This is a genomic window from Labilithrix luteola (assembly GCF_001263205.1).
GTDB lineage: Bacteria > Myxococcota_A > Polyangia > Polyangiales > Polyangiaceae > Labilithrix > Labilithrix luteola.
Map to the genome: position 1 here is coordinate 4,374,221 of NZ_CP012333.1, position 25,936 is coordinate 4,400,156.

Genomic DNA, 25,936 nt, shown 5'->3' on the forward strand with positions numbered 1-25,936 from the left:
TGCGTATCCTCGGCTTGAGAGGGGCAAGAAAAGAGATGGGCCGCCACTGGCACCGCAGCCAGCCTCACCGCAGCCAGCTGCGAGGCGCAATCGCTTGGAGTGCGCTGTGTCTGGTCGGCTGCGCCGCACACGCGGCGCCCAGCAGTCCACCGTCGCCCCCGTCGCCACCCGCGCCGTCGTCGAGCGTGCCCGCCGAGCCCGCGAAGACGGCATCTACGCAGCCGGCGGGTCCGGCAGCGACTGCTCCGTCGGCCTCGGCCTCGCCTTGGCCCGTGCTCGCCCCGGCTGCGTTGCCGCTTACGTTCGAGCTCATCGCGGACTGCACCACGCGCGCGATCGAGATCATGGGCTGGCTACCCGCAGGGGCGCACGAGGGTCAGTTCATGCGCACAGCCAAGCAGGTTGGGGGCCTGCCGGAGGCGTGCGATGTGCTTGCCGACGAGGCGAAGCCGCGATTCGAGCTGCCCGGAGGCGCCGAGGTGTATGCGGAGCCCAGCGAAGAACCAACGACGAAGACGAATGGCAAGACTGCGCGTGTGAAGCTTGCCTTTGCGTGCACCCCCAATTGCACGGAGAGGAAGGACGTTTGGGTCACCTTGCCCAGCAACTATTGTTACAGCTGGGCAACCGCCAGGACGCATGGAGAGGGGTGCGCGCGGACGCTCGCGGCGTGCAAAGAGGCCAGCAAGGGAATCGTCCCCGGCCACCTGATCCCGTGCGCGCGCCACCTCGGTGCTCTTTGGTGCGGTCGCGACGAGCGCGCCGATCGCTGCTTCGGCTCGCCCTGGGCGTGCCGGTACGAGATCGGTGACGGGAGCAAGAATGACCTCACCGGCGGCTGTCAAAAGCAGTCGCAATGAAGGGCGCTCGGGAGCTCGCTCGGTCGAGCGTCGCGCCCCTCGCGGCCCTGTCGCCCTTGCCGCCCTTGCCGCCTCTCGCGTTGGCCGCCGCGCTCAGTTCACGTGCTGGCTGAACACCGTCTCGCCGGAGGGCGACCCGCCGGACGCGTCCTTCTCGGCGGAGATGACGAGGTCGAAGGCCGTCTCGGGAACCGTGCCGGTCCACTTGCCCTTGCGATCGGACTCGTTGTACGCGAGGCCGCCGGAGCGCGTCCACGCCTTGCCGGAGTCTTTGCGATGCCACACGACGTAGGCCGTCGCGCCGTCGGTGACGCGGCCTGGCGGCGCGAGGTTGGTCGCTTCGATCTCGAGCTCCGTCAGGCTCTGGTCCTTCTGCACCTTGGCGAGGACCTTCGCGTCGGCGCCGGGCGCGCGTGCGGAAGACGGCACCTCGTACTTGAGCGGACCGCCGCAAGCAACCAAGGCGAGTGAGAAGCAGACGACAAGCGAGGCAATCTTCATGCGTGCGGGGCTAGCAAGTCCCACGCCGCCTCTGCGATTCGCGAAAAAGCAGGATTTCGCGACGGTTCCGACGTGCGGGTGCAGCGTCGACGTGACAGGTGTCGCGCCGGCGCTACGCGCGTACGCGCGTGCAGGCGAGGCTCAATCGACGAGGGCATCGCGCCAGGCGACGCGGACGGTATTGCCTTTGCGGTCCATGAGGCGTGAGCGCTCGGGACGGAAGCGGAATGCCTGGCCGGTGAGCGGGCGACCCTTGTCGAGTCGGTCGAAGACGAGCGTGCCGAGGACGGTGCGCGGCTTCGCGTCGACGAAGGTGAGCTCGCCCTCTTCCGTCCAGAGCACGGCGAGCTGGCCGGGGGTGCCTTCCTTCGCGAGCGCCATCGCCTGTTTCGACCAAGCGGGGCCCGTCAGCGCCGACGCGAAGTGCAGGACGCTGGGATCGAACGACACCCGAAACGCGATGCCGTGCACGTTGGCGACGCCATATGCGAGGACGTCGATGATGACGTGATCGCCGTCGAATCGCGTGTCGAGCGCGACCGTCGCCGCTTCGTCCTCCGGAGGCGACGCCGTCACGGGCGGAGGCTCCTTCTGTTCCGTTCGGCCACATCCGAACGCGGTCATCGTCGCCACGAGCACGGGAAAGAGCACCCTCATTGCGGCTTCAGGCTCCCGAAGTTCGAAGCGAGCTCGTCGAGATCCGCCTGCTCGATGCGGAGGTTGCCGTTGCGATCGCAGCGAGGATCGAAGGTCTCGTCGATGTTCCACAAGCCGCTGCCCGGCTCGCCGGCGTACTTGCGTCCGAGAAGGCGCGTACACGCGAGCAAGTCGAGGCCGTCGCTCTCACCGTCGAAGTCGAGATCACCGCGGACGGCCGAATGGACCTCGACGAGCACGTCGTGTCGTGGATTGAGCGAGACGCTCCGCACTCTCCCCGTGGTCGGAAGTTGCACGGTGGTGCTCGTCCCTTGTAGGTCCACGCGCTGGGTCTCGCGGCGTCCGTCTTCGAGCCCGAGCCATACCTCGAGTGTCATCGGCTGCGAGTCCGTCTTCGTGAACGTCGCCGAGGCGCCGCTTTCGTCACGTGTGAAGTCGATGGTGACCTCCGGCCGCGTGTTGGCCGTCACCCAGCGATCGAAGAACGCGTCGAGCTTCGTGTGCGCGGCCCGTTCGAGCATGCGCTGGAAGTCGCGCGGGTCACATCCGATCCAGCGGCATTCCCGAGCGTAGTCGTCGAGGGCGTTTCGGAAGCTCTCCTCGCCCACGCTGACGCGCAGGTGATCGAGCGTGGCTGCGGTCCGGAAATAAGCCCAGAGCATGAACCGCGTCGAGTCCATGCTCGAAGGGTCGCCGTCGTTGAGGCCGAGCTGGATGGGCGGGACGACCATGCCGGCGTTCCGTAGGTCGAGCGCCATCGGCACGAAGCGGCGCGCGAGATAGGCATCGCGATCTTCGTTCGCGAAGTGGCGCGCCCACGTGTAGTCGAGCTGAGTGAGCGTCGCGAGCCCTTCGCTCATGAGGCGACTGTCGTGCGAGTTGCTCTCCGGAATCGTGATGCCCCAGTAGAGATGGGAGTTCTCGTGCGCCCAGGTCTCTTCGTGGAGAAGCTCGCCCACGCGCGTATACGACTCGGAGAGCAGCGTCATTCCGAAGCTCGCCGTCCCGGGATCTCGCACGGTGGCGGGCAAGCGAACGAGCGTGAGGCTTTGCTTGTAGGGTAGGGGACCGGCCAGCCCCTCGAGGAAGTCGAGCACGGGGACCGACCACGCGGCCATCCGTGAATCGACCGTCGAGCCGGGCGCGGGGAAGAAAAGCGTCGTCGGCACCTGACGATCGCGAACGGTCACGTGGCCGAGGCGGCCGGTGAGAACGTACGTGCCGACCGTGCGCGAGAGAGGCTGATCGATGACCCACCGAGATACCCGTTCGCCGTCACGAACGATGTCATCGACATGCTCGCCCGTAGCGACGACGTCGACGTTCGCCGGAACGTGTATTTCGATATCGCGCGTCATCGTGTCGAGTGCGGTCTCGTTCGGTCGCCGGGGATCGACGAACGACGGCAAGACAGCTTGTTGCGGGAAGTAGCCGAAGCTTTCACCTTTGGTGCAGACGACTCCGGCGCTCGCGGCGAACGCCCCGCACGCAAGCGTTCCCTCGTAGGCAAGATGGATGACGGTGGTCTCACCCGTCGGGAGGGGCGTCGCGAAGCGGAGCGTCGTGATCCGCGTCGGCGAATAGGAAACGTCCTCGAGCGAAACGTCGCGGCCGTCCGCGCTTGCAGCAGTGACGCGGAGTCCTTCGTCGAAGACGATGCCGACGCCATCGAGCTCCTGGCCGTTGGCTCTCAACTGCAGGTCGAGCGAGGCCGAGGCCTCGCCGCTCACGGGATCGAGGCGGACGACGTGTGTGGCATGCACGCAATCGAGCACCGGACTTCGCCCGGCGATCCGCACGCTGGAGACCACCCCGAAGGCGCCGTCGTCGATGGCCTGGCGAAGGAATTGGTCGACGCTCCGTTCACGGTCCGCGAGGCCGGTCCACGGCCCGACGTGGCCATCGCCGGCGTAGGACACGGCTGGCGTGAGGAGCGCTCCCACCAACGCCGCTGCGCCGAACCGGAGCAAGGCCGCCCGCACGACATCAAGCAGAGCAATGCGTGTGCCCCGGACCGGGTTCACGAAATGACGAGAAAATAGCGGCTATCGCTGGCCCAGCCGTTCGCCGAATGACGTGCGATTCGCCCTCGGTTGTCAGGGGACGCACCATTGCTGGCCATCGACCGCCGCCGAGCGGCTCGCGATCGCGGATGTGGGAGGTTCTCGGCGCCGCTGGCCGGTTCGGCTAGGCTGCCGACTTCTCATGAGCATCGACCGAACCGCTGCGGCCCGCGCGATTGACGCGTTTTTGCGGGCGCTTGGCCGCGATCCCGAAACCGAGCCGGACCTCGCGGGAACCGGTGCTCGTGTCGCAGACGCCTATGTCGACGAGCTCTGCGCCGGCTATGGCGTCGATACACGCGCGCTTCTGGCCTCGAGCCGCATCCCCGTGACGTTGCCCGGGCTCGTGATCGTGCGCGACATCCCCCTGTCCACGATGTGCCCCCATCACCTGCTCCCGGCGACGGGCACGGTGACCATGGCGATGCTGCCGAGCACGCACGTCGTCGGGCTCGGCACGCTGGCCGCCCTTGCAAATGCCCATGCGCGCCGTCTCACGCTGCAGGAGACCATCGGCGAGGCCATCGTCACGGACCTCGAGTCCGTGCTGGCTCCACAGTGGGTGGCCTGTCGGCTCGTGCTTTCCCACGCGTGCATGGTCGTTCGCGGAGAACGTGCCGTCGGCGCGCGTGTCGAAACCGTGGCGGTTCGTGGCGCCGCCGGTACCGACCTGCTCTCGCACGTTCACAAGGTTCTCGGAGTCGGAGCATGATTGCCGTCGTCACGGGGGAGGTCGAGGCATCGGTCGCTCGATTGCCGTCGAGCTCGCGAGGCGAGGTTGTGACGTTGCGCTTCTCGGTCGGACCATCGAGACACTCGCCGATGCCGCCCAGCTGGTCGTCGCCGAAGGTCGGCGTGCCGTGGCGATCCCCTGCGACGTCTCGAAATCCGACGCCGTCGAGGCCGCGGCCGCGCGCGTCTACGCCGACCTCGGTCGTCCGCACATCGTGGTGCCCAATGCCGGCATCGTCCACCGCGCCCCCGTTCATTCGATGAGCGAAGAGGAATGGGACGAAGTCATCGACGTGAATCTCAAAGGCACGTTCCTCGTCACGCGTGCCTTCCTTCCCAGGATGCTCGACGCCCGCGAAGGCCGAATCATCGCGATCGGCAGCATCTCCTCGACGCTTGGCACCGCCACTCAGAGCGCGTACTGCGCCGCCAAGTGGGGAACGGTGGGCTTCGTCAAGTCGCTCGCCGAGGAGCTCCGTGGAACTGGCCTCCAGGCCATGTGCGTGATGCCAGGTTCCGTCGACACGGATATGTTGAAGGGGAGTGGATTCGCTCCCCAGATGCGCCCCGAGGACGTTGCGCGCACCGTCGCGTTCTTGGCGCTCGAGGCACCCGAAGCCATGAATGGCAGCAGCGTGGAGGTCTTCGGCCCGTGAAGGTCCAGTCGTGAGCGAATCCCGTCGAAAGACGAGCCTCGAAGAGGCGCTCGACGCCATTCCGGTATTCCCCTTGCCGCAAGTCGTTCTCTTTCCAGAGGCGCTCTTGCCGCTGCACATCTTCGAGCCGCGTTACCGCGCGATGATCCGCGACTGCCTCGACACGCATGGGGCCATCGCCATCGCGCAGCTCATGAACGGTGAAGACGAATGGGGGCAGCCCGCGTTCCACTCCGTTTGTGGCGGTGGCGTGATCCTCGAGCACCATCCCTTGCCGGACGGTCGTTCGAACATCGTCGTGCTCGGCCGCGCCCGCCTACGCTTGGTCGAGCTCCCGCCTGACGATCCGGAGCGCTTCCCCTATCGCCGCGCGAAGGCGACGGTCCTCGAGCCGCTCGACGTGTCCGTTCCCGAAACCGAGCGCACCGCTCTGGTGGCGACCGCGAGCATGTTCTCGAACGAGGTTAGAATCCACGACGCCTCGTTCGTCTTCCAGGTTCCCGCGTCGCTTCCTGCCGGCCAGCTCGCCGACGTCTGCGCAGGTCAGCTCGTGGTCGATCCCACGATGCGCCAGGCCATCCTCGAGGAGCTCGACCCGCGCGAACGCGTGCAAATGGTGACGAGTCAGCTCGCTATCCAGCACGGGGCGATGCTCAAAGACGACGTCAGCAGGGTCCTCAATTGAAGCTCGTCGGCAAGGTCTCCCTCGAAGACGTCAAGACGACGGGCCTCGTCCGCCTCGAGCATCCGCCGTTCGACGTGCTCGTCGCCTGGGTCGACGACAAGCCTTTCGCGATGGAAGATGCGTGCAATCACGCCGGCGCGAGCCTCGCCGAAGGCTGGCTCGAAGGCGCCTGCGTCGTCTGTCCGATGCACGGCTACGTCTTCGACCTCGCCACGGGCAAACTCCTCCGCCCGAGAGGCCTCTGCTCCGATCAGCGGACATACGTGGCGAAGATCGAAGGCGACCAGATCGCCGTCTACGACGAATTCAAACTGACGATCATCGGGTAGCGTCGAGCCGCTCGCGCGCCCGCCACCCGCGCCCGACGAAGATCGACGAGCGCCCTGTCACGAAAATCCGGGGTGAGACGACGTCGCTCCAACGATGGTGCGGTCGCTCTTGGGAGTGGTGCTCGTGGTTGCCTTGGGGCTCGTCGCTTCGGACGTCGGTGCGCAGACGTTGTGGGACCCGCGCGTGACGCGCGTGCGCATCCGCAAACGAGCGCACTCGATGGAGCTCCTTGCGGCCGTCGACGGAACGCACGAGAAGAGGATCGCGAAGTATCGCGTGGCCATCGGGCCGGGAGGTGCGGGACCCAAGGTTCGTGAAGGCGACGATACGACGCCGGTCGGTCGCTACCACGTCACGATGAGAAAGAGCTCGCGCTATCGGATCTTCATGCGGCTCGACTATCCGAACGAGGTCGACCTGCGGAGATTCGAGTCACTCAAGAAGCGAGGGATTCTCCCCGAATCCGCACGTATCGGAGGCGACATCGGAATTCACGGCCCGCCCGTGCGCATGAACGACGACGAGAAAGCGCACTTGAAGGAGTCGGATTGGACGGCGGGCTGCATTGCCCTCGATGACGACGAGATTCGAGAGGTCGCACGCCTGGTCTGGGACGGTACCGTCGTCGACATCGAAGATTGATTCGTCGTGCGCCTGACGATTCTCGACGGCGATCCGGAAGCCGGAATGCGTCAGCGCTCGCCGCGCGCTTCGAAGCGCAGGAGGCCATTCTTGTTCATGACGAGCTTGCCGCGCACCTCGCGCGTCTCCCCGTCGCCATTCGAAGAGCGGAGCTCGAGGCGAACGGGGAGTTTGTAGTTCCGGGGAACGTCGAGAATCACGATTCGCCCGGTTGCCTTGTCCGTGTGCGCGAAGCCGCGCATGGCGTCGTGCAGGCGGGCGAAGACGGGCGAGAGGTCGAGACGAAAGACGAGTCGCAGGCGGGCCGCCGCCGCGCTTCGGAGGAGAGCCGGGCGCTGGATCGTGCCTCGATGCGAGAAGCGTAACACCGTGCGATCGGCACCCGTGTCCCGCCACGCGCGTCCGGAGCCTCGGGGCGTGCTCCGGGAGAAGGACTCGCGGGCGGCGACGACAACGGGACCGCGCTTTTTCCCATCGCGCCTCGGCATCCTGGCGCGACTCACGCGCTGCGCGAACATGCTCTGAACGCGTCCGGCGAGCCAGTTGCGGCCGGCCTCCTTCAGGCGCTCGCGGGACGCATAGGCGATCGCCGTCACGAACGCGAGCACGCCCACGCCGGGCCCCACCGCACCATAGTGTTCGATCGTGCTCTGCAGAAAGACGAACCACATGTACGCGATGATCGCCATCACCGCCGAGAACCAACTCCCGAGTCGGGCGGCCACCGGGTAGGCATCGAGCTCGAGAAAGAGCGTGCGTTCGAAGTAGCGTTTCAATCGATGCCAGCGTCGGACGAGCCGCTCGAGCTGGCGCGCGCTCACGGGGGAAGCGAGCTTGAACGAATTGGATTGGCGATAACGATTTTCCTCGTCGAGGGCCTCGGTCAGCTTCGCCTCCACCACGTCGAAACTCACCATTCCGCCGCGCGCCGCGATTCGGCTCTGCACGTCGAACAAGGCCCGCGCGCAATCCGTGAGGACTCCCCAATATTGCGCGCTGAGGAATTCGTCCGCGCGCGCACGCTCCTTCTTGCCGATTCCCACGCGCGGGGCGAGGAGCTCCTCGCGCGCCTGTTTCAACGTCTCGCGTGCTGCCTCGATCCAAAGTGAAAGGGCCGCCGCATGTTCTTCGTCGGCATCGCCGGCGCGTACGAGCGTGCAGTGACGTCCAAAGCCCGTGCGGGGTCGCAGCAGCCGAAACGACGCCGCCACGACTTCACGGCGATAGGCCTCCTTCGTGCGAAGCGACGTGGGGCCGGCCAGTGCTGCGCCGTCGAGGCGGGCAAACGACTGCAGACCGGCCCAGGCGTCGAACGTGCCGAGCGACGTGGTCGGCATCTCGAGCTCGAGCGATATTTCGTACGTTCCTCGCTCCGACTCCGGGACGGCAACCGAGATGTTCCATCCGAGGCGCGAAGAGTCGTGGACGCCGACGTACATCGCGTCGTCGCCCACTTCGTCGAGCAGGATGCCGGATGTCGACGCAGCATCACCCTCGCCCGACCAGCTCGGCTCGAGCTCTAGCGATGACTCATCCAGCGTCACGACGCGAAGAAGCTAGCCAGTTTCGCTCGGCACCGCTCGCGCCCTCGCGACTGTGTTGGTGGATCGGTGCGCGCTCGTGGGCTGTCGGCAGACTATCTGCGACGCTCGATCTCGGGAGGCTCGCCCGATGAGGGGATCTGCCACGGACGTGCACGACTCTGATGTACCCGCCAGTTGGACGACCCTTGCGGGAATCCCCTGCCGTCGAGAGGCAGCGAATCCGAAGGTCGAGCTTGTCCTCATGTCTCGAGCCGCCAGGACTCGCGGTACATCCGTTTTGCCGGCTTGTCAGGGACGAACCGCAATAGCGTGATTGCCAACGATGCAGTCACGGCAGTCGACGTTCGCGCACGGATTCCCACTCTCGCTTCGCTTCTCGCTTCTTTGGGGGAGCTTGTTTGCCGGGAGCCTCTTGCTCTCTTCGGCCTGTGGGAAGGTCGAACCGCTCGAGTGTCCTGCTCCATCGGCCGGCAGCCAGCCGCCCACGCAGGACGCAGCGACCGATCTCGTTCCCGCGCGTGACGCCTGCGATGCGCTCGCCATCGCGCAAATGGCGTTCGTGAAGACGTGCAAAGGCTACGAGCCTCCCAGAGACTCGCTCGCCGAAGCGTGCCGCGCGCTCACGCGATTGCCCGGTGCGACGGTCGACGATGCCGATCTCGCCACGTGCACCAAGGACATCGAATTCGGTGCCCGGACGTGCAGCGTTCCCTCGTGTATCGGTTACGGCCAGAACTTCCTATTTCCCGGGAGAGAGCATCTCTGGGTGGCGTTTCGCTTGCCTGTGGAAGACGAGACTCGCGGGACTCTGCCCGTGGGGGCGCCGTGCATGGCGGACCTGCAGTGCGCCAGCGCAGAATGCCACATCGAATATCAAGCGACTTGCGGGAGGTGTCGAAGCACCAGGTACCTCGACCAAACGTGCACCGGCGATGGCGATAGCTGTATCGGAGGTACCGTATGCAGCGGCGGCGTCTGCATCCTCGTCGGCGGCAAAGAAGGCGAGTCGTGTGCTACGGAACCGTGCCAATCGGACTTGTATTGCCAGGCCAGGCCAAACGGCAATACCTGCGTGCGGCAGGCCAACATCGGTGAATCATGCGTGCCGGAGGGAACCGGCACCCCGTGTGTCCGAGAGACCAGTTACTGCAACTTCAACACGAGGCGCTGTACTCCGTTGCGCGGTCTCGACGAATCATGCGACGACCCGGCAGCTTGCAAAATGGGGCTGACCTGCTCGGACCAAACGTGTCGGCCGATCTCGACAGGCCTGCTCGACCAGGCCTGCACGTCCGGATGTCAGTTCGATCTGCCCTGCATCGACGGTATCTGTCGGCGTCTGCCCGGCACCGGGCAACCCGAGGGCGCCTCTTGCGATGGTCAGCTTTGCGCTGCGGGCCTCATTTGTGGCGAGCCCTGCACGGACGAGTCGTGCAACAGCCCGCCGACCGCCTGTCGACGCTTTCGTGAGGGAGACCCGTGCACATGGGGCTACGAATGCTCCGGCGGCATGTGGTGCGAACCGAATCGCGCTGGCCGGTCCGGCGTCTGTCGAGTTCTGCGGGAAATCGGTGAGTCCTGCGAGGCATCGAGCGCCGCCTGTCAGCCCTACCTCGTCTGCGCCGACGGACGCTGCCAGACGGCCGACACGCTCTGCCGATGATCGAGCGAGCCACCTCGCGCTTCGTCGCTCTCGTTCCGAACGGTCATCCGCTCGAGCGTGTGCAGGACCTAGCGCATTCATTTGAATGCGATCGAAGCATTCAGCGAGACCGGTATTACGTATCGCCACGTCTCCTGGCCACGCCCGTACCAATCTCCGTCGACGGTGTAGAGAGGAACGTCCGCGCGCAGGAAGATGTTCGGCGCGAGGTGTTGGGTCCGGAGGAATTCGAATCCGACGATGGCATGCATGCCGATGCCAGCGCCTTCGAAGGTCCCGCCGCTGTGGCGAAGCTTGGTCGACGCGATTCCCATTCCAGCGCCGACGTAGGGTGAAGAATCGCCCACGGTGAAATAGTAGCGACTCGTGAGATCGAAGGAATGAGCGACGGGCTTGTCCCTGTCGCTTCCGATGCCGCCGAGCCGCAAGTCGAAGCCGAAGTTCCAAGGGCCAGTACGGTAGCCCAACCCAACATCGACGCCGGCGGCGACGGCGGACAATGCGCCGACCGTTGTCTGTCCGAAGAATCCCGCATCGAATCGGACGACCCCGCCACGAAGCTTCGGGGGCGTCGCCTCGGACTCGAGAACGTTTTCCACGGTGCGTGTCTCGTCGAGCTCCTTTCCCTCGACGAGGGCCTCGGCGAGGCGTGGCGCCGCGACGTAGATCTCGTCGAGCTCGCGCACGAACGTTCGTCGTTCGTCGTACGAATTGCCGTTGCGGCTCGCGAGCGTCACGATGATCCGCCTGCCGAGGCGACCAAAACGCACCTCGTGTTCCGTGTTCGTCGCGCGCCGTGCCGCGAGCTCGTGGCAGACGACGTCTGCGGCCGTCCGTGCGTCGAGCTCGTCGACGCCCAGGTGCTCGCCGAGCGAGCACGTCGCGGTGACGGTGATGCGTTCCTCGGCTGGCGCCGCGGCCGCGGCCTGACCGGGAAGAGGAGTGACGACCTTGGGGCGTGGCTCGGGCGCTTGTTCCTGCGCTCCAGCGATCCGGGTAGCGAACAGTGACGAAGCGAAACAACCAAGGCGAGCGAAGGTGGCGAACCGCGCGGCGTTCATGTCCGCAACTCTCGTCACTGGAGGCGGTTTCCTCAAATGACGTCCCCTGACATGCTGGGCGCGGGCGCTTCTCCGTCGACGGTCGTGCGCGCCGAACGGGTTGCGGCGATGCGCATCAAGCGCCGGTGCCAAAATCGAAATCGAATTGACCGGTTGTTCCAGGCGGTTGCATGACTCGACTGAGCGGTCGGAGCCGAGGCGGCGTCGATGGCATCGCTCACCCTTCTGCGAGGCTCGATACGGTGCGATGCTTACCCGCCCATGAGCCCGAATCCCTATCAAGCGCCGGTGCCTCGAGATCCCTATGGTGCGCCCGCGGCGCCGGTGAATCGAACCCCCGTCATTCTCGCGGCGGTCGGCGCGGGGCTCGCGAGCTTGTATTGGGCCGGACTCACCTTGCTCATCGGTCTCGCCGCCGCTTCAGGAGCGGGCTCGACGTTCCAGGTGATTCTCCCCTGCGTGCTCATCGGCCTCTACGCGCTTCGCGGGTTCCAGCTCGTGAAGGGCGATCCGCTCGCCGCGAAGCGTCTCCTCTGGCTCCACGGCATGGGCGGGGCGATGGCGGTTCTCCAGATCGCCAACGGTGGCGCCTTCCTCGTCGTCCTCCAGAGCATCAAGCTCGTCATCCATGTTTTCGGTGCAGTCACCGCTCACTTCGCCCAGCGCGCACTCAACGGATCCCGCTGAATAGCGGAGATTGGATTCCGTCGAACCGTCGATGTCTTGCCGTGTTGGATGGGCGTGGGGGCTAGTCGCGCTTGCCTGCCTTCCTTCGATGGGATGCAAGGCGCGTGAGACCGCCATCGCGCCCAAGAAGGTGGTCGCCGGTACGTTCGAAGGGCTGTCTCTGCGGCAGCCGGGAAAACAGGATGATCCCCGCGGGGCCTCCGGAACGACCCTTCGCGTGAACGCCGACCTCGGCGAGGCCACTGTCGTGAGCCCGGCGGGCAGCACCTTGCGGCGGAAGCTCGTTCGCATCTCCGAGGCCGAACAGCCTGTCGATTGCCTCGGCGGTCACACGATGTGGCGACTGGAAGCATTCTCGATGGGCGACGAACCGCTCGAGATCGGCGGCGTCACCTTCCAGAAACCCGTTCTCCGCGCCGATTGTGTCGGTGCGGCGGTCGACGTGGTCGAGCGCGCGGCTCAGGGGGCGAACGGCGCGTGGCCGAACGAGAAGCTGGCGTACTTCGGTCCTTCCGGCTCGACGAAGTGATTCAGACAAAAACGGAAAGAGCGACCGCCCTTCGTGCGAGGGCCGTGGTCGCTCTCTTCCTGGGCCGATGTCGACGGACTATTCGACGGTAACCGTCTTCGCGAGGTTGCGCGGCTGATCGACGTCGGTGCCCTTCAGGTCGGCCATGTAATAGGCGAGGAGCTGCAAGGGGACGACGGTGAGGAGCGGAAGAACCTCGTTCTCCGCGACGGGGATCTCGATGGCGTCGGGCGCGTCGGCCGCCCAGTTGCCACGACCGCTGCGGGGCGTGCCGCCGGCGTTACCGGTGCAGAGGCGCTTCACGTCGGCGTCGTTCTCGGTGCAGATGCCGATGACCTGGCCTTCGCGCGCCTTCACTTCCTGCATGTTCGAGAGCGTCTTCTCGTACTGGTTGTCGCGCGGGCACACGACGACGACCGGCATGTCTTCGTCGATGAGCGCGATGGGACCGTGCTTCATCTCGCCGGCGGCGTAGCCCTCGGCGTGGATGTACGAGATCTCTTTGAGCTTGAGCGCGCCCTCGAGCGCGACGGGGAACTGCGTTCCGCGTCCGAGGAAGAGCATGTCGTGCGCGCGGAGGTGCTTCTTGGCGATGTTCTTCACGTCCTCGGCCTTGGCGAGGACCTCGCGCATCTGCGCGGGGACGTGCCAGAGGGCGTCGAGCACGCGGCGCGCGTCTTCGGGCTTCAGCGTTCCGCGGCGGCGGCCGAGGTAGACGGCGAGCATGAGCAGCGCCGCGAGCTGCGTGGTGAAGCACTTCGTCGAAGCGACGCCGATCTCCGGACCCGCGTGGGTGTAGAGCACGCCGTCGGACACGCGGGGAATCGCGCTGTCGACCACGTTGGCGACCGAGATGATGTGCGCGCCGGCGGCCTTGGCTGCCTTCACCGCCGCGAGCGTGTCGAGCGTCTCACCGCTCTGGCTGACGGCGACGACGAGATCGTTCGGCATGAAGACAGGATCGCGGTAACGAACCTCGCTTCCGATCTCGAGCGTCGACGGCACGCGCGCGAGCTGCTCGACCCAGTAGCGACCGGCCATGGCGGCGTGGGCGCTCGTTCCACAGGCCACGAAGTAGACGCGGCCGAGGTTCTTGGCGACCTCGTCGGTCATGCCGATCTCGGCGGCGACGACGTCGGCGTTGTTGAGATCGACTCGACCGCGCAGCGTGTCTTCGATCGCGCGCGGCTGCTCGTGGATCTCCTTGAGCATGAAGTGCTTGTAACCGCCCTTTTCGGCCTGCGTGGGCGACCAGTCGATGCGCTTCTTCGCGCGGTTCACAGGCGTCCCGTCGAGCGTCATGATCTCGACGCCGCCACGCGCGAGGACCGCGATCTCGCCGTCTTGTAGGAGCACGACGTCGCGCGTGTGCGCGAGGATCGCGGGGATGTCGCTGGCCGCGAAGTTCTCGCCGTCGCCGATGCCGAGGACGAGCGGCGAGTCGTGCTTGGCGACGACGATCTCGTCGGGCGCGTCGCCGTTGACGACGGCGATGGCGTACGCGCCGCGAACCTGGCCGAGGGCCGCGCGAACAGCCTCGCTCAAGCGCGTGAGGCCGCGCTGCATGGCCTCTTCGATCAAGTGGGCGACGATCTCGGTGTCGGTATCGCTCTGGAAGCGAACACCCTTGGCCTCGAGATCGCGGCGGAGCTGCACGTGGTTCTCGATGATGCCGTTGTGGACGACCGCGATGCGGCCGGCGACGTGCGGATGGGCGTTGGCTTCGCTCGGACGGCCGTGCGTGGCCCAACGCGTGTGCCCGATGCCGGTGGTGCCAGACAGGGGGTTCTTCTTGAGCGCCGAGTCGAGGTTCGCCAGCTTGCCGACGGCGCGAACGATCTCGACGCCACGCCCGGTATGGACCGCGAGGCCCGCCGAGTCGTAGCCGCGGTATTCGAGGCGACGAAGTCCCTCGACCAGAATGGGCGCACTGTCCTTGGTTCCGACGTAGCCGACGATCCCGCACATGGCGAAAACGCTAACCCAGATCGGAGAACATTTCACGGCTCCAAGGACGTGCTCGCGCTGCGCTCTTCATGCCACGGGGCGCAAAGCTGCACCGTTCTCGCGCCTGCTCCCGCTCCCGCTCGCGTTCTCGTTCGCGCGGCTCGGGCTCTTTGTGCAAAAAGTCGGTGAATCGTCGCCGGCTCGCGGAATAGCTGCGGCGTGCGCGAGCGTTCTGCGCGGTCGCGCGTCCGGGAGGCCGTCGGCTCTATTTGGTGGGGCACTCGAGCGGAGGGAGCTCGTTCGGCTCCACGCCGTCCGCGATCAAGCTCGCGTGTTGGAAGACGGAGCGGTACGCGTCGATGCGCGCCATGACGGACGCACCGGTCGTGCGCTCGTCGTGATCCATCGCCGAGAGGCTCACGACGCCCAGGATTTCTTGCGTGTCCTTGAGGAACACGGGGCCTCCCGAATCGCCCGGGCAGACGGAGGCGTCGAGGTGGATCGTCTCCGAGGTGAGCGCGCGGATGGTGCCGCCCGTGCGCTCGCGACGATGAATGGCGTCGGTTGAGAGCGCACAGCGGCCGAACCCGACCGGCTTCACTTCTTCACCGATCTTGGGCGGACCATCGAGCCGGACCGTCTTGGTCGGAACGCCCACGAGCTTGCGCTTGAGGACGATGACGGCCACGTCCCCCGCACCGCCGCGCTCGCCGCACGGTGGAGCTACGATGGCGCGCGCGTTCACCTCGCCCCAGGCAAAATCGTCACCGCCGAGCTCCACCTTGACCTGCGACGCCTCGACGAGCTTGGTGAGAAACTCGCCGCGCGCCCCGCGTTCGACCACGCAGTGGTGCGCCGTGAGCACCAGATCGCTGCTGATGAGCGTGCCCGTGCACGTCATCGAAGGGCCGACGAGGCGCACGATGGCGTCGTCCGGGACGGCGAGGGCGAACGGTTGGTCGAGCAAGCGCTGATCGGCTGCGATCTCGTCGGCCGAGGGACGCACCGCATAACTCGCCGGACGATGCGGCCCGCGTGAATGGAAACCGGATGTGGAACACCCCGCGGTCGCGGTAGCGCCGATCGCGGCGACAATCACGGAGACGCCCGTCGAGCGGAGCGAGCCGAGACAAGAACGGATCAACGGGCCTCCTCGTCAGGCACTACCCAATGATTCGCGACCGAGTTCACGTGAGCGAGTGCACGTGAGCCAGTGCACGTAACCGGTTTCGACCGGTTTCGCGCGACCGAGTTCGCGCGACCCCAATCTTACGCAAGGTGAGGATCGTCGCCAGAGATCCCGAACCAAGAGACGCGATTTGAATCGCGTGTATTATGCAATGTCGTTACGGGACGGCGAAGCTGACCTGACGGGTGGCGTTGTGGTACGCGAGAGCGGACGCCTCCGGATGGGCCTGCGCGTCTTCGACGCCGAGCTGGACGAGCTGCTCGAGGATGTCCGCGCGCCGGGTGGCGGACGCGAGCAAATAGGTCGAGCAGGTCGGCGCGTCGGCCGAGGGATCGGCGCAGCGCGCGAGGACACGGCGTTCCGCGGCGAGTGCGTCTGCCGAACGGCCCTGGTCGAGGAGAGCACGTGCGTAAAGGTGCTCCACGGACGGCTGCGCGCGAATGGCTTCGGGCGCCCGCTCGATCGCGGCCAGCGCCATGCCGGGGGCGCGGGCGTCGAGGTAAGCCTGGGCTAGCTCGTTGAGCTTGGCCGCATCGTTGGGCTTGAGGGCCGCGTCGTTTTCCAGCGCGGCGACCTTGCTCTGGTGCCGGTCACCGACGACGGGCTTTTCCCGCTGCGTCGATCCGGCGAACCAGATCGCGCCGATGGCCAAGAGAACCGCGACATTCGCGCAACCCGATCGACTCACGCCCATCTTGCCGCTCACCGTTTTGGTCAGACGTCTCAGACCACCAAAAGTTCCCAAAAAAAGATTACGCGGTCCAGGAGCGCGAACTTCCTGGTCCTCGTCGTCTGATTCGTACGTGGGCCGACCCTCCGGAAGGGCATGGGCCTGCACGGTTTTTGGGCCCGATTTTCGTGGAACACCCGCGGGCAGTGGGGGCTTGGGTGCGATCAGCCTTTCAGGCGGTCCACGAACCAATCGCTGACGGCCTTGGTACCCTTCGTTCCGCCTACATCGGGGGTGCAGTTGCCCGTCTCGATGGCCTCGGCGCAGATCCGCTCGATCCGGGCCTCCTCTTCTTTCCATCCGAGGTGAGCGAGCATCATGCCGACGGTCATGAAGCTGGCGAGGGGGTTGGCCAGATCTTTGCCGACGAGCGGCGGGGCCGAGCCGTGAACCGGTTCGAACATCGCGAGCCGCTTCGGATCGGCGTAGTGCACGTTGGCGCTTGCGGCCATGCCGAGGCCGCCCTGGAGGGCCGCACCGAGGTCGGTGACGATGTCACCGAAGAGGTTGTTCGTGACGATGACCTCGAAGGGCGTGGGGTCCTGCACCATGAAGAGGCATAGCGCGTCGACGTAGAGGTGCTTGGCGGCGATGCCCGGGTACTCCTTCGCGACTTCGAAGAAGCATCGGTACCAAAGCTCGTGCGCGTGCTTCATGGCGTTCGACTTGTCCGCCATGTGCACGGTCTTCTTGCCGTGCGCCTTGGCGTATTCGAAGCCCGCGCGGATCAAGCGCTCGACGCCCTTGCGCGTATTGACGTCTTCGTTGATGGCGATTTCGTCGGGCGTACCCTTCTTGAATTGGCCGCCGACGTTGACGTAGATGCCCTCGGTGTTCTCGCGGAACACCATCATGTTCACGTCTTTCGCCGTGCGATTCTTGAGTGGCACGAGCCGATCGGCGAGCGCCTTCACGGGGCGCATGTTGGCGTAGAGATCGAAGCCGAAGCGCAATCCGAAGAGGATGTCGCGTGCGTGTTCGTTGCTCGGAACACGAGGATCGCCGAGCGCGCCGAGGAGCACAGCACTAGCCTCGTTGCGAATGCGATCGGCCACCTCTTTGGGCAACGTCGTTCCGTCGCGGAGGAAGCGCTCCGCACCGAGATCGAGATCCCAGAGGTCGAGCGGGAAGTTCCGTTCGCTCCGATAGTACTCGAGCACGCGCCGCGCTTGAGCCATCACTTCGGGGCCGATTCCGTCGCCGGGGATGATTGCGATGAGGGGCATCGTGTTCGTGCGCTACGGTACCATGGGCCGTCATGCAGGGGACCGTTCGCTCACTTTCGCTTTCCCTTGGAATACTTGCCGCCGCGTCGGGAGCTGTCGCCTGCGGCGGTTCGGCACCACCGCCGTCATCCTCTCCCGCGAGTGCCGTGGACGCATCGACCACCGCCAAAACGGCCTCGCCTGCGGCGTCGACCGTTGCACCTCCAGCGAGCCCGGCAAGCGTCGATGAATCCCCGAGCGGCGCGTGGCCGTTCGGTCCTCCGCTGAGTCCCGACGAGAAGGCGGCGCAGATCGAGCGACTCACGAAAGATCCGGGACCGCTCAAGTCGAACTGGGTGCCGCCCGGCAAGTCCGATCGCTATGGCCACGCCGAGGCATGGATCGGCGCGCCCTACGACGTCGTGCGCGCCCGCCTCGAAGACTTCCCGCACTACAAGGAGCTCGCGGGGCCCAAGTTCAAAAAGGTCAGTGTCGTCGACAAGCAGCCCACAGGCACCGATCTCTATTTCCAATTGCCGATCATGAAAGGCATCGTGACGCTCTGGTACGTCACGCGCTTTCCTGCGCCGCGCCCACTCGACGGCGGCGAAGTGATCGAAGGCAACTTCGTCAAAGGCAACATCAAGGGCATGCACATCGCCTTCAACGTGCGCCCCGGTGCCGACGCGAAGAGCACGGTCGTCACGTGTGACCTGCTTCTGTCGCTCAACATCCCCGCTCCGCAATCGAACGTCGACGAGGAGCTCCGCGACGCCTGCGGCGACGCCCTCAACGCACTGCGCGCACGCAGCACGCAGTAGCCGCCACCACGACACGCATCGACAGCGGGCGACGAGCTCGGCGAGGCACGGTTACAATGCCGCGCGCTCATGACCTCCTCGACCGACTCGCAGGTGCTGAAAACGACGGTTGGTGACCTCCCTCTCGAGGAGGTCGATCTGCTCGTCGATGGGCATTCGTGGAAGATCCTGCACACCGGTGCCATCGTCAGCCATGACGACGAGCAGCGTTTTCTCGGCGCGGACACGAGGCTGCCGTACGGGATCGTGCTCTGGCCTTCCGCGATCGCGCTCGCGCACGAGATTGCCACGCGCTCCCTTGCCGGCAAGCACGTCCTCGAGCTCGGAGCTGGAACCGGGCTACCGGGAATCGTTGCCGCGTCGCTCGGCGCACGCGTGGTGCAGACGGACATCCACGAGGTGGCGCTCTTTCTCTCGAAGAAGAACGCCGAACGAAACCGCGTGACGACCATCGAGCATCGCGCTGCGGATTGGACCCAGTGGGACGACCACACGAGGTACGACTGCATCCTCGGCTCCGACCTCCTCTACGGGGAGACTCTCCACCCGCACCTTCGGAAGATCTTCGAGACGAACCTCGCACCGGGGGGCACGGTCCTTCTCTCCGATCCGTTCAGGAGGCCGAGTCTGCGTCTTCTCGAAGCGATGGAGGCCGAGGGCTGGCGCGTGACGATGAGCAAGTGGACGGTGGGGATCACGCCGCCGCCGCGCGCAGTGGGCGTCTTCGAGCTCGTGCGCGCGTGAACGGACTTCTAGCGTCGCATTCAGGGAGTGGACATGCGTCGATCCATGGATTTGGGACGACGAGTGAAGATTGCTGATTGTTAATGATTGTGAAATCGATGATTGAAAATCGTGGGCAAAACGAGGTTTGTTGCAGAGCCCTCACGCGAAATCTCAATCTTCGTCGCAGCAGGCAAGAATCTGCGAAGACCTGCAACGTCTCAATCCGGTCGACATTCCTGTTCCGGTAGCACTTCGACTTCAGGGCGATAGACTCCCCGCGGGGTAACAGGGAGTCCTTCGTATGAGTCGATCTCTTTCAGTCGCAGTTGCCTCCGTCTTGGCCTCCGTCTTGGCCAGTGCGCTCGGCGTCATCGCCTGCTCTGGGAGCTCAGAGCCCAAAGGGTTCGATGACGGCTCGAACTCCAACGATGCAACCACCACACGAGCCCCCACGGGAAGCAACGGAGGTTTCGGCGGTGACGGCGGCGGGTCGAGCAGCGGCGCGGGGTGCGTGTCGGACCCGTCGTTCTACGACGTCCCCGGGAACAACTGCGACGACGACGGGGACGGTACGGTGGACAACCCGCCCACGTGCGACGGCTCCCTCTCGGCGAACGGCTCCGCCGAGGACTTCGCCAAGGCGCTCGGCATCTGCACCAAGGCGAGTGACAAAGGCTACGGTCTCGTGTCGGCGACGTTCACGCGAGGGCACGGCATCACCGATGCCCCCAAGCCGGATCAGCACGGGGTCCTCCCGAAGTTCGGTGACGTTCTCGTGCCGCGTGAGGGCAAGACGCTCGGCGTTCTGAGCACCGGCTACGCGCAGGAGTACGACGGGGCGCCGGGCGTAGCGTTCGGCGGCGAGAATGACCTGGGCATGAACGGCAAAGACTGGAAGACAAGGGGAACGCTGCCGAGCGGGTTCCCCAAGGCGGCAAAGGGCTGCGAGCAAGACTCGACGGTTCACGACCCGATCGACGTCGTGCTGGAACTCAAGGCCCCGCCGAACGCTGCCGGCCTCAAGTTCGACTTCAACTTCCTGTCCGGTGAATGGCCCGCGTACATCTGCTCGAAGTACAACGACGGATTCATCGCGTACCTCGAGGCTCAGGGCTTCAACGGCGGCCAAGCGGACAACATGTCGTTCGACAAGGACGGCAATCCCGTCAGCGTCAACAACGGCTTCTTCGATCGCTGCACACCCAACGTGGACACGGGATGTGCCCCTGGCGCGAAGAGCGGCACCTCGGTTTGCTCGGGCGGCGCTGCGGAGCTCGCAGGCACGGGCTTCGGCGTGATCGACCAGTGGTGCCAGGTCTACTCCGAGTTCGGCCTGGGCGGCGGAAGCGATCGGAGTACGAGCGGCGGCGGCACGGGGTGGCTCACCTCCGCGGCCCCCGTGAAGGCGGGCGAGACGTTCAAGCTCGAGTTCATCATCTGGGATACCGGCGACGGCAACCTCGACTCCAGCGTGTTGCTCGACAACTTCACCTGGGCGGCGGGCCAAGTCCAAGCAGGCACCGAGCGCCCGAAGTGAGGTCGATGCGCTGACGTCGTCGCGCTCGCATGGCTCTCGCCCCCGACTTAACTGCATGGAGGCGGCAATCCGCGAAGGAGGGCGAAGCCATGCTCAGTCTCCTAGCCGAGCTCTGGTTCCTCGTTGGCCTGTGCCTCTGGACGCTGGGCTCGCTGGGCAATGCCGACGCGGAGCGCCAGGAGTCGTGGCCGAAGACGAAGGGCATGGTGGCCGAAGGGCACGTCCTCGAGGTTCCCGGCCAGGAAGGTGACGTCGGACCGTGGTTCGTGGGCGTCGTTCGGTACGTCTTCGACGACGAGCCCGAGTCGACGCTCGCGCCCTACCGCAGCCGCCCATCGCTCGAAGGCAAGCTCGAGTCGCCGATCTCGCTTCGTCGATCGAGTGCCGAAGAGCTCGTCGCGAGCTACCCCGTCGGCATGCCGATCGACGTTCGCTACGACCCCGAGCATCCGTCGAAGTCCATCGTCGGCGCCCCGCTGCAATCGAGCTTCAGCCGCTGGCTTTGCGCGGCTGGACTCGCCATTGCGGGCCTTGCGTTTCCGGTCGCGTATTTTCTTTGAGGCGTGGAGGCGGCGGGAGCTCGCCTCGTGCACCGAGGCCCGCGAAAAAGCACTTCCGACACTATCGTTCGCGAGTAGTCTCTTTCGCCCATGGCGGTGCTCAGCAGCAAGGCCTCGAAGGCTCGTAAGGTCAGTCCCGAAGAGGCGCAGTTCCTGGCCAAGTATCGGCCGGAGTCGTTTCCCAGGCCGTCGGTCACCGTCGACATCGCCGTCTTCAGCATCATCGACGCCGAGCTCCGCGTGCTCCTCGTCAGACGCGGCCAGCATCCTTTCAAGGGCTCGTGGGCGCTCCCGGGCGGTTTCGTGCGCGTCGGTGACGGGCATCGCGATCAAGGCGAAGACCTCGAGACGGCCGCCGCACGCGAGCTGACCGAGGAGACCGGACTTCGTGCGTCGGATGTCTTTCTCGAGCAGGTCGGAGCGTTCGGGCGCGCCAATCGCGACCCTCGCATGCGCGTCATTACGATCGCGTTCTGCGCGCTCGTTCGTCCGGACCTCGTACCGCTCGTGCGCGCGGGAGGTGACGCCGCGGAGGCCGATTGGCTGACGGTATCGTCGCTCTCGCCCAACGACCTCGCGTTCGATCACGCCGAAATCATCGAGCGCGCCATCGAGCACGTCGGGACGCGCGTCGACACGTCCGACATCGCCTCGAGCCTCGTGGCCAAGACCTTCACGGTGCAGGAGCTCCGGCACGTCCATGCGTTGCTCACGGGCAAACCTCAGGACCCGGGCAACTTTCGCCGCAAGTTCGAGCGCCTCGTCGAGGATGGAGTCATCGAGCAGGCGCCGGGCAAGCGCCTGACCGCGTCGAAGCCGGCGATGGTCTATCGCTTCGTGAAGAAGGGCTGACCCTCACGCGTGAGCTCGTGAGCGGAGAGCTCGAGCGAGCGTTCAGCGCGAGCGACTTCGGTCCGTGCGGCCCGCAATCTGCAGCCTTGCTCCTACGGCGGCGCCTACGTGCGCTGCGCAATGGAGGAGGTCGTCATGCGTCGTGTCCTCGTCATCAGCGTTATCGGCGCCATCAGTATCGTGCTCGCCTCGGCGTGCGCGAAGCCCCAGGTGGACCCCAGGACGCCGGAAATCACCAGCGCAACCATGATGACCGGCGGCGCCACGCGCGTCGAAACTCCGAGCTACGAGCAGCCGCCCTACGAGAGCAGCCCCGTCGAGCCAACGCGCAACGATCTCGCGGAGCGAATGGCGGATGGGCTCTGCGAACACGAGCGTGCGTGTGGACGCGGCAGTGGCAGTACGGCCTGCGTCTCGCGCGTCACCCCGCGCGCCCATACCGAGCTGTCGAAGTGGAACTGCTCGCCTGCCGCTCGTCGCGCTCGCGTGAAGGATTGCCTCGCGGCGATAAGGGCCGAGACGTGCGAGCTCGACATGACGAGGCGCGCGACCGTGTGCGGCCCGAACTCGGACTGCCCGTCGGACACGGCCCATCTGCAGGATCCGGGGCCCGCGCTTGCCAAGATCATGCGCCACTGACCAGTGCTTTCCGACGACCCGCTGCACATCGGAGACGAGGAGCACGGGCAAGTGAGCTTTTCTGCCGCTTGTGCTCCTTCGCGCATGTGTTTAGACAAAATGCGTGGATCGACGGACGCTACTCAAAGGTCTCGTCGCAGTACCGCTCTGGATCGCCGGCACGGGGGCGGGGGCAGGCTGCGCATCTCCGGGCACGGGCACCAAGGGAGCGAGTGTTCCCGGAGGGGCTGCGCTCGGCGCAGGGCAGGCACCTGGCAAGATGTCCACGCCCACGCCCACTTCGCCCGTGCCCGCGCCGGTCAAGCCGGCGGGCACGCCGCTCAAAGTGCTGTGCATCGGCGCGCATCCCGACGATCCGGAGTCCGGATGCGGCGGCACGCTCGCACGGTTCGCGAAGAAAGGGCACCACGTCACGGTTCTCTACGTGACGCGCGGCGAGAACGACATGGAGGGCCGCTCCTTCGAGGAGAACGGGAAGATCCGGGAGCGCGAAGCCATCGCGGCGTGCAAGATCCTCGGCGCCACGCCGCGATTTTTCGGCATGAAGGGTGGCGAGTGCGAGGTCACCAACCCGTGGCGTCAGCGCATGGTGACGGTGTTCGACGAGATCCAGCCGGACGTCGTCTTCGCGCAGTGGCCGCTCGACACGCATCCCGATCACCAAGTGGCGGCGATTCTCTCGATGCACGCGTATCTCGCGAAGACGCGCAACGGTCCGCTCTACTTTTACGAAGTCGAGACCGGCCGCCAGACGATCGGCTTCGAACCTCACGTGTTCGTCGAGATCGGTGACGTCCTTCGCGTCAAGAGCGACGCGCTCATGGCCCACGTGAGCCAGAACCCCGAGCGTCTCTACGAGATGCATCACGAGCCCATGGAGCGCTTCCGCGCGCGAGAAATCGCGGGCGTGGCCGCCGAGGCCTTCGCCGTTATGCCCGGCACGATATCGACCGGCTTCATGGCAGGTCTCTAGTCGGGCGTTCGCAGGAGCCTGAGCAGCGACGTCGCGCGGCGTCGTCATGGCGCGATCGCTGTGACGGCGATGCCAGCTCGCGGGGCACTTGGCTTGCTCCGTTACGAGCCAGGCCCATGACAGCGATCTCCAATCAGCATGAGCTCTACGTCTCACCAGGAGGCGCGACGTACAGGCTCCTCCAGCACCTGAATGCCGGGAGGCGAGGAAAGGGCACGCCGTTTCAGCGCATCTTGAGTCTTCTCGCCATCACATGGGTTCCCATGTGCGGGTTCGCGATCCTCGAAGGTCACGCGCTGGGCGCTACACCGCGAGACTCCTTTCTCCTCGACTTCGCGACCTATGCCCGATTCTTCATTGGGATTCCGATTCTCGTCATCGCGGAAGAGTTCATTGGCACGCGCCTGCGCTCGGCAGGTCTTCGTTTCGTGGAAGACGGTCTCGTACGGCAGGAAGACTTTCCCGCCTTCGAGCGTGCCGTCGGCAATCTGGCGCGACGTCGTGATTCCCTCGTCGCGATCGCCGGCATCATCGGCCTCGCTGCGTTCGGCGCGTGGAGGCTCACCCTGCAAACGGCCATGGGCTACGGAGCCGTAGGCTGGGCATCCATGACGTACGAAGACGGGAGCGGCGTACACCATTCCCTCGCCGCCCTGTGGAATCGCGTCGTTGCCGTGCCGGTCATGTTGTTCATGCTCTACCGCTGGCTGTGGCGAATCCTGATCTGGACGCGCTTTCTCCTCGACGTGGCAAGACTGAACCTGCGCCTGGTACCCACGCACGCGGATCGCTGCGCTGGACTGGGCTTTCTGGCGTTCGCGCATCTGTCCTTCGGCATGCTCGGCTTCGGCATGGGCTGCGTCCTGAGCGCGGAGGCTGCGTTTCGCATCGTCTTCGAAGGGGCGCGGGTGGACACGTTCAAGCTGCCGCTGATCCTGCTCCTCGTCGCCACCCAAATTCTGTTCGTCGGTCCGTTGCTCGTCTTCACGCCGAGCCTCGCTCGCGCCAAGCGGCGCGGTCTCGATAGGTATGGCTCTCTGGTGATCGAGTACAATCGCGCCTTCGACGAGAAATGGGTCCAACCGTCGGCGGGCCACGTAGACGAATCGATACTCGGAAGTTCGGATATCCAGTCGCTCGCGGATATGGGTAACAGCTTCCGATTCATCGACGAGATGAGACCCACGGCATTCGATCGAACGACCGTTTTTCAACTCGCCGTTCTGTCCGCGCTCCCCGGACTACCGCTTTTCCTGCTGGTCGTGCCGCCCCGGCAAATCTTCGAAGTCCTGTCGAAGCTGGTGCTCTAACTCCAGACGAGCCCTGGGGTTAGGGGGAATCGCCCGTCGTCGTGCGGGCGTGTTTGAGCGCGACCTCGTCGGTGAGGTCGATCCTCAAGGGCGTGATCGAGACGAGGCTACGTTCGACGGCCCAGCGGTCCGTGCCTTCCTCCGTGGCCTCGACCGGGACGGCAGTGAACCAAAAGTGATCGCGACCCATCGGATCGGTGTCGGCCACCACGCGGCCGTCGTAGTGGCGAACCGACTGCCTCGTCCACACGACGCCTCCTGGCGAGAGGGGATAGTTCACGTTGGCGAGGAAGATCGTTCGATCGGCGAGGATCGCCTCGACCACCTTGCGTCCGAACGGTTTGAGCGCCGCGTAGTCGACCTTCTCGTCTTCGTCGTCGGGCATCGGCGCGCTGAAGGCAATGCCTCGAATACCGAGGAGCGCAGCTTGTTTTGCGCCCGCGAGCGTTCCCGAATGCCACATGGCGCTGCCGACATTGAGTCCGAGGTTGATGCCCGAAAAGACGAGATCGACGCGGTCCCAGTTGTACGCGCCGAGTGCCACGCAGTCGGCTGGGGTTCCATCGACGCGAAACGCCTCGAACGAGCCGACCTTGGTGCGGCGATAGTGCAAAGGTCGAGCTGCCGTGATGGCCATCGACGTCGACGATTGCTCGAACGCAGGCGCGACGATGCGCACGTCACCCAACTCGGCTGCGAGCTCGGCGAGCGCGACGATGCCGGGGCTATAAATGCCGTCGTCGTTGGTCACGAGAATGCGCATATTCCTCCGTGGCGGGTCCGACTCCTGCTAGGTCGAGGGACTCGAACCGCTGCGACTCCAGCCGCTGGTTGCAA

28 protein-coding genes are annotated in these 25,936 nt (G+C 65.6%); 17 read left to right on the forward strand and 11 right to left on the reverse strand.

Annotated elements, in window-relative coordinates; translation table 11 throughout:
• Positions 1-64 precede the first annotated feature (64 nt).
• Positions 65-346: a hypothetical protein gene (locus AKJ09_RS19480; protein ID WP_146648698.1), complete on the reverse strand. Its 282-nt coding sequence runs from the start codon at positions 344-346 to the stop codon at positions 65-67.
• A gap of 37 nt (positions 347-383) precedes the next feature.
• On the opposite strand from AKJ09_RS19480, the gene AKJ09_RS19485 reads away from it, so the two are divergent.
• Positions 384-860, forward strand: a complete 477-nt coding sequence (locus AKJ09_RS19485; RefSeq protein ID WP_146648699.1) for a hypothetical protein — start codon at positions 384-386, stop codon at positions 858-860.
• Positions 861-953: 93 nt separating this feature from the next.
• Here the strand turns inward: AKJ09_RS19485 and AKJ09_RS19490 are convergent, their stop codons facing one another.
• The 3 genes from AKJ09_RS19490 to AKJ09_RS19500 form a co-directional block, all read right to left on the reverse strand.
• Positions 954-1,361 (reverse strand): hypothetical protein, encoded by a 408-nt coding sequence (locus tag AKJ09_RS19490; RefSeq protein WP_146648700.1) that lies wholly within the window; start codon positions 1,359-1,361, stop codon positions 954-956.
• 141 nt (positions 1,362-1,502) lie between these two features.
• Positions 1,503-2,018, reverse strand: coding sequence for a cohesin domain-containing protein (locus AKJ09_RS19495; RefSeq protein WP_146648701.1), 516 nt, complete (start codon positions 2,016-2,018; stop codon positions 1,503-1,505).
• Positions 2,015-4,000 (reverse strand): M1 aminopeptidase family protein, encoded by a 1,986-nt coding sequence (locus tag AKJ09_RS19500; RefSeq protein WP_169927672.1) that lies wholly within the window; start codon positions 3,998-4,000, stop codon positions 2,015-2,017. The genes AKJ09_RS19495 and AKJ09_RS19500 overlap by 4 nt, the downstream gene beginning before the upstream one ends.
• 223 nt (positions 4,001-4,223) lie before the next feature.
• Here AKJ09_RS19500 and folE point away from each other — a divergent pair, with 223 nt between their 5' ends.
• The 5 genes from folE to AKJ09_RS19525 all read left to right on the forward strand — a co-directional run bounded on the left by folE (position 4,224) and on the right by AKJ09_RS19525 (position 7,126).
• Positions 4,224-4,793, forward strand: a complete 570-nt coding sequence (gene folE, locus AKJ09_RS19505) for a GTP cyclohydrolase I (protein WP_146648703.1) — start codon at positions 4,224-4,226, stop codon at positions 4,791-4,793.
• Positions 4,732-5,469, forward strand: coding sequence for an SDR family NAD(P)-dependent oxidoreductase (locus AKJ09_RS19510; RefSeq protein WP_240488531.1), 738 nt, complete (start codon positions 4,732-4,734; stop codon positions 5,467-5,469). Before folE ends, AKJ09_RS19510 begins: the two co-directional genes overlap by 62 nt.
• A 10-nt stretch (positions 5,470-5,479) precedes the next feature.
• Positions 5,480-6,154 carry an LON peptidase substrate-binding domain-containing protein gene (locus AKJ09_RS19515; RefSeq protein ID WP_169927673.1) on the forward strand — a complete coding sequence of 225 codons (675 nt, stop codon included), beginning with the start codon at positions 5,480-5,482 and terminating at the stop codon, positions 6,152-6,154.
• On the forward strand, positions 6,151-6,483 hold the full coding sequence (locus AKJ09_RS19520) for a Rieske (2Fe-2S) protein (protein WP_169927674.1): 333 nt from the start codon (positions 6,151-6,153) through the stop codon (positions 6,481-6,483). Before AKJ09_RS19515 ends, AKJ09_RS19520 begins: the two co-directional genes overlap by 4 nt.
• Before the next feature lie 94 nt (positions 6,484-6,577).
• Positions 6,578-7,126: a L,D-transpeptidase family protein gene (locus AKJ09_RS19525; RefSeq protein ID WP_146648706.1), complete on the forward strand. Its 549-nt coding sequence runs from the start codon at positions 6,578-6,580 to the stop codon at positions 7,124-7,126.
• Positions 7,127-7,176: 50 nt separating this feature from the next.
• Here the strand turns inward: AKJ09_RS19525 and AKJ09_RS19530 are convergent, their stop codons facing one another.
• Positions 7,177-8,670 (reverse strand): hypothetical protein, encoded by a 1,494-nt coding sequence (locus tag AKJ09_RS19530; protein WP_146648707.1) that lies wholly within the window; start codon positions 8,668-8,670, stop codon positions 7,177-7,179.
• A 322-nt stretch (positions 8,671-8,992) separates the two neighbouring features.
• On the opposite strand from AKJ09_RS19530, the gene AKJ09_RS19535 reads away from it, so the two are divergent.
• Positions 8,993-10,333, forward strand: a complete 1,341-nt coding sequence (locus tag AKJ09_RS19535) for a hypothetical protein (protein ID WP_146648708.1) — start codon at positions 8,993-8,995, stop codon at positions 10,331-10,333.
• Positions 10,334-10,410: 77 nt separating this feature from the next.
• Here AKJ09_RS19535 and AKJ09_RS19540 read toward each other — a convergent pair whose 3' ends face one another.
• Positions 10,411-11,394, reverse strand: coding sequence for an outer membrane protein (locus AKJ09_RS19540; RefSeq protein WP_146648709.1), 984 nt, complete (start codon positions 11,392-11,394; stop codon positions 10,411-10,413).
• A gap of 261 nt (positions 11,395-11,655) precedes the next feature.
• Between AKJ09_RS19540 and AKJ09_RS19545 the strand changes: the two genes are divergently transcribed.
• Positions 11,656-12,081 (forward strand): hypothetical protein, encoded by a 426-nt coding sequence (locus AKJ09_RS19545; protein WP_146648710.1) that lies wholly within the window; start codon positions 11,656-11,658, stop codon positions 12,079-12,081.
• A gap of 88 nt (positions 12,082-12,169) precedes the next feature.
• On the forward strand, positions 12,170-12,610 hold the full coding sequence (locus AKJ09_RS19550) for a hypothetical protein (protein ID WP_146648711.1): 441 nt from the start codon (positions 12,170-12,172) through the stop codon (positions 12,608-12,610).
• A gap of 78 nt (positions 12,611-12,688) precedes the next feature.
• Here the strand turns inward: AKJ09_RS19550 and glmS are convergent, their stop codons facing one another.
• The 4 genes from glmS to AKJ09_RS19570 all read right to left on the reverse strand — a co-directional run bounded on the left by glmS (position 12,689) and on the right by AKJ09_RS19570 (position 17,702).
• Positions 12,689-14,578 (reverse strand): glutamine--fructose-6-phosphate transaminase (isomerizing), encoded by a 1,890-nt coding sequence (gene glmS, locus AKJ09_RS19555; protein WP_146648712.1) that lies wholly within the window; start codon positions 14,576-14,578, stop codon positions 12,689-12,691.
• Positions 14,579-14,822: 244 nt separating this feature from the next.
• The gene (locus tag AKJ09_RS19560; RefSeq protein WP_146648713.1) at positions 14,823-15,701 is read right to left on the reverse strand and encodes a trypsin-like serine peptidase; all 879 of its coding nucleotides are present in this window, start codon (positions 15,699-15,701) and stop codon (positions 14,823-14,825) included.
• A 202-nt stretch (positions 15,702-15,903) separates the two neighbouring features.
• Positions 15,904-16,398: a hypothetical protein gene (locus AKJ09_RS19565; RefSeq protein WP_146648714.1), complete on the reverse strand. Its 495-nt coding sequence runs from the start codon at positions 16,396-16,398 to the stop codon at positions 15,904-15,906.
• A 242-nt stretch (positions 16,399-16,640) separates the two neighbouring features.
• Positions 16,641-17,702: an isocitrate/isopropylmalate dehydrogenase family protein gene (locus AKJ09_RS19570; RefSeq protein WP_146648715.1), complete on the reverse strand. Its 1,062-nt coding sequence runs from the start codon at positions 17,700-17,702 to the stop codon at positions 16,641-16,643.
• Positions 17,703-17,848: 146 nt separating this feature from the next.
• Here AKJ09_RS19570 and AKJ09_RS19575 point away from each other — a divergent pair, with 146 nt between their 5' ends.
• The 8 genes from AKJ09_RS19575 to AKJ09_RS19610 all read left to right on the forward strand — a co-directional run bounded on the left by AKJ09_RS19575 (position 17,849) and on the right by AKJ09_RS19610 (position 25,099).
• On the forward strand, positions 17,849-18,502 hold the full coding sequence (locus tag AKJ09_RS19575) for an SRPBCC family protein (protein WP_146648716.1): 654 nt from the start codon (positions 17,849-17,851) through the stop codon (positions 18,500-18,502).
• Between the two features lie 69 nt (positions 18,503-18,571).
• Complete coding sequence (locus tag AKJ09_RS19580) at positions 18,572-19,246, forward strand: class I SAM-dependent methyltransferase (protein WP_146648717.1); 675 nt, start codon at positions 18,572-18,574, stop codon at positions 19,244-19,246.
• 283 nt (positions 19,247-19,529) lie between these two features.
• Complete coding sequence (locus AKJ09_RS19585; protein WP_146648718.1) at positions 19,530-20,765, forward strand: choice-of-anchor L domain-containing protein; 1,236 nt, start codon at positions 19,530-19,532, stop codon at positions 20,763-20,765.
• An 89-nt stretch (positions 20,766-20,854) separates the two neighbouring features.
• Positions 20,855-21,325 (forward strand): DUF3592 domain-containing protein, encoded by a 471-nt coding sequence (locus AKJ09_RS19590; RefSeq protein WP_169927675.1) that lies wholly within the window; start codon positions 20,855-20,857, stop codon positions 21,323-21,325.
• 90 nt (positions 21,326-21,415) lie between these two features.
• On the forward strand, positions 21,416-22,177 hold the full coding sequence (locus tag AKJ09_RS19595) for an NUDIX domain-containing protein (RefSeq protein ID WP_146648720.1): 762 nt from the start codon (positions 21,416-21,418) through the stop codon (positions 22,175-22,177).
• Positions 22,178-22,312: 135 nt separating this feature from the next.
• Positions 22,313-22,816 (forward strand): DUF6184 family natural product biosynthesis lipoprotein, encoded by a 504-nt coding sequence (locus AKJ09_RS19600; protein ID WP_146648721.1) that lies wholly within the window; start codon positions 22,313-22,315, stop codon positions 22,814-22,816.
• Positions 22,817-22,919: 103 nt separating this feature from the next.
• Positions 22,920-23,789, forward strand: coding sequence for a PIG-L deacetylase family protein (locus AKJ09_RS19605; RefSeq protein WP_146648722.1), 870 nt, complete (start codon positions 22,920-22,922; stop codon positions 23,787-23,789).
• A gap of 116 nt (positions 23,790-23,905) precedes the next feature.
• Positions 23,906-25,099 (forward strand): hypothetical protein, encoded by a 1,194-nt coding sequence (locus AKJ09_RS19610; protein ID WP_146648723.1) that lies wholly within the window; start codon positions 23,906-23,908, stop codon positions 25,097-25,099.
• Positions 25,100-25,118: 19 nt separating this feature from the next.
• Here the strand turns inward: AKJ09_RS19610 and surE are convergent, their stop codons facing one another.
• Complete coding sequence (gene surE, locus AKJ09_RS19615) at positions 25,119-25,862, reverse strand: 5'/3'-nucleotidase SurE (RefSeq protein WP_146648724.1); 744 nt, start codon at positions 25,860-25,862, stop codon at positions 25,119-25,121.
• Between the last annotated feature and the right edge of the window lie 74 nt (positions 25,863-25,936).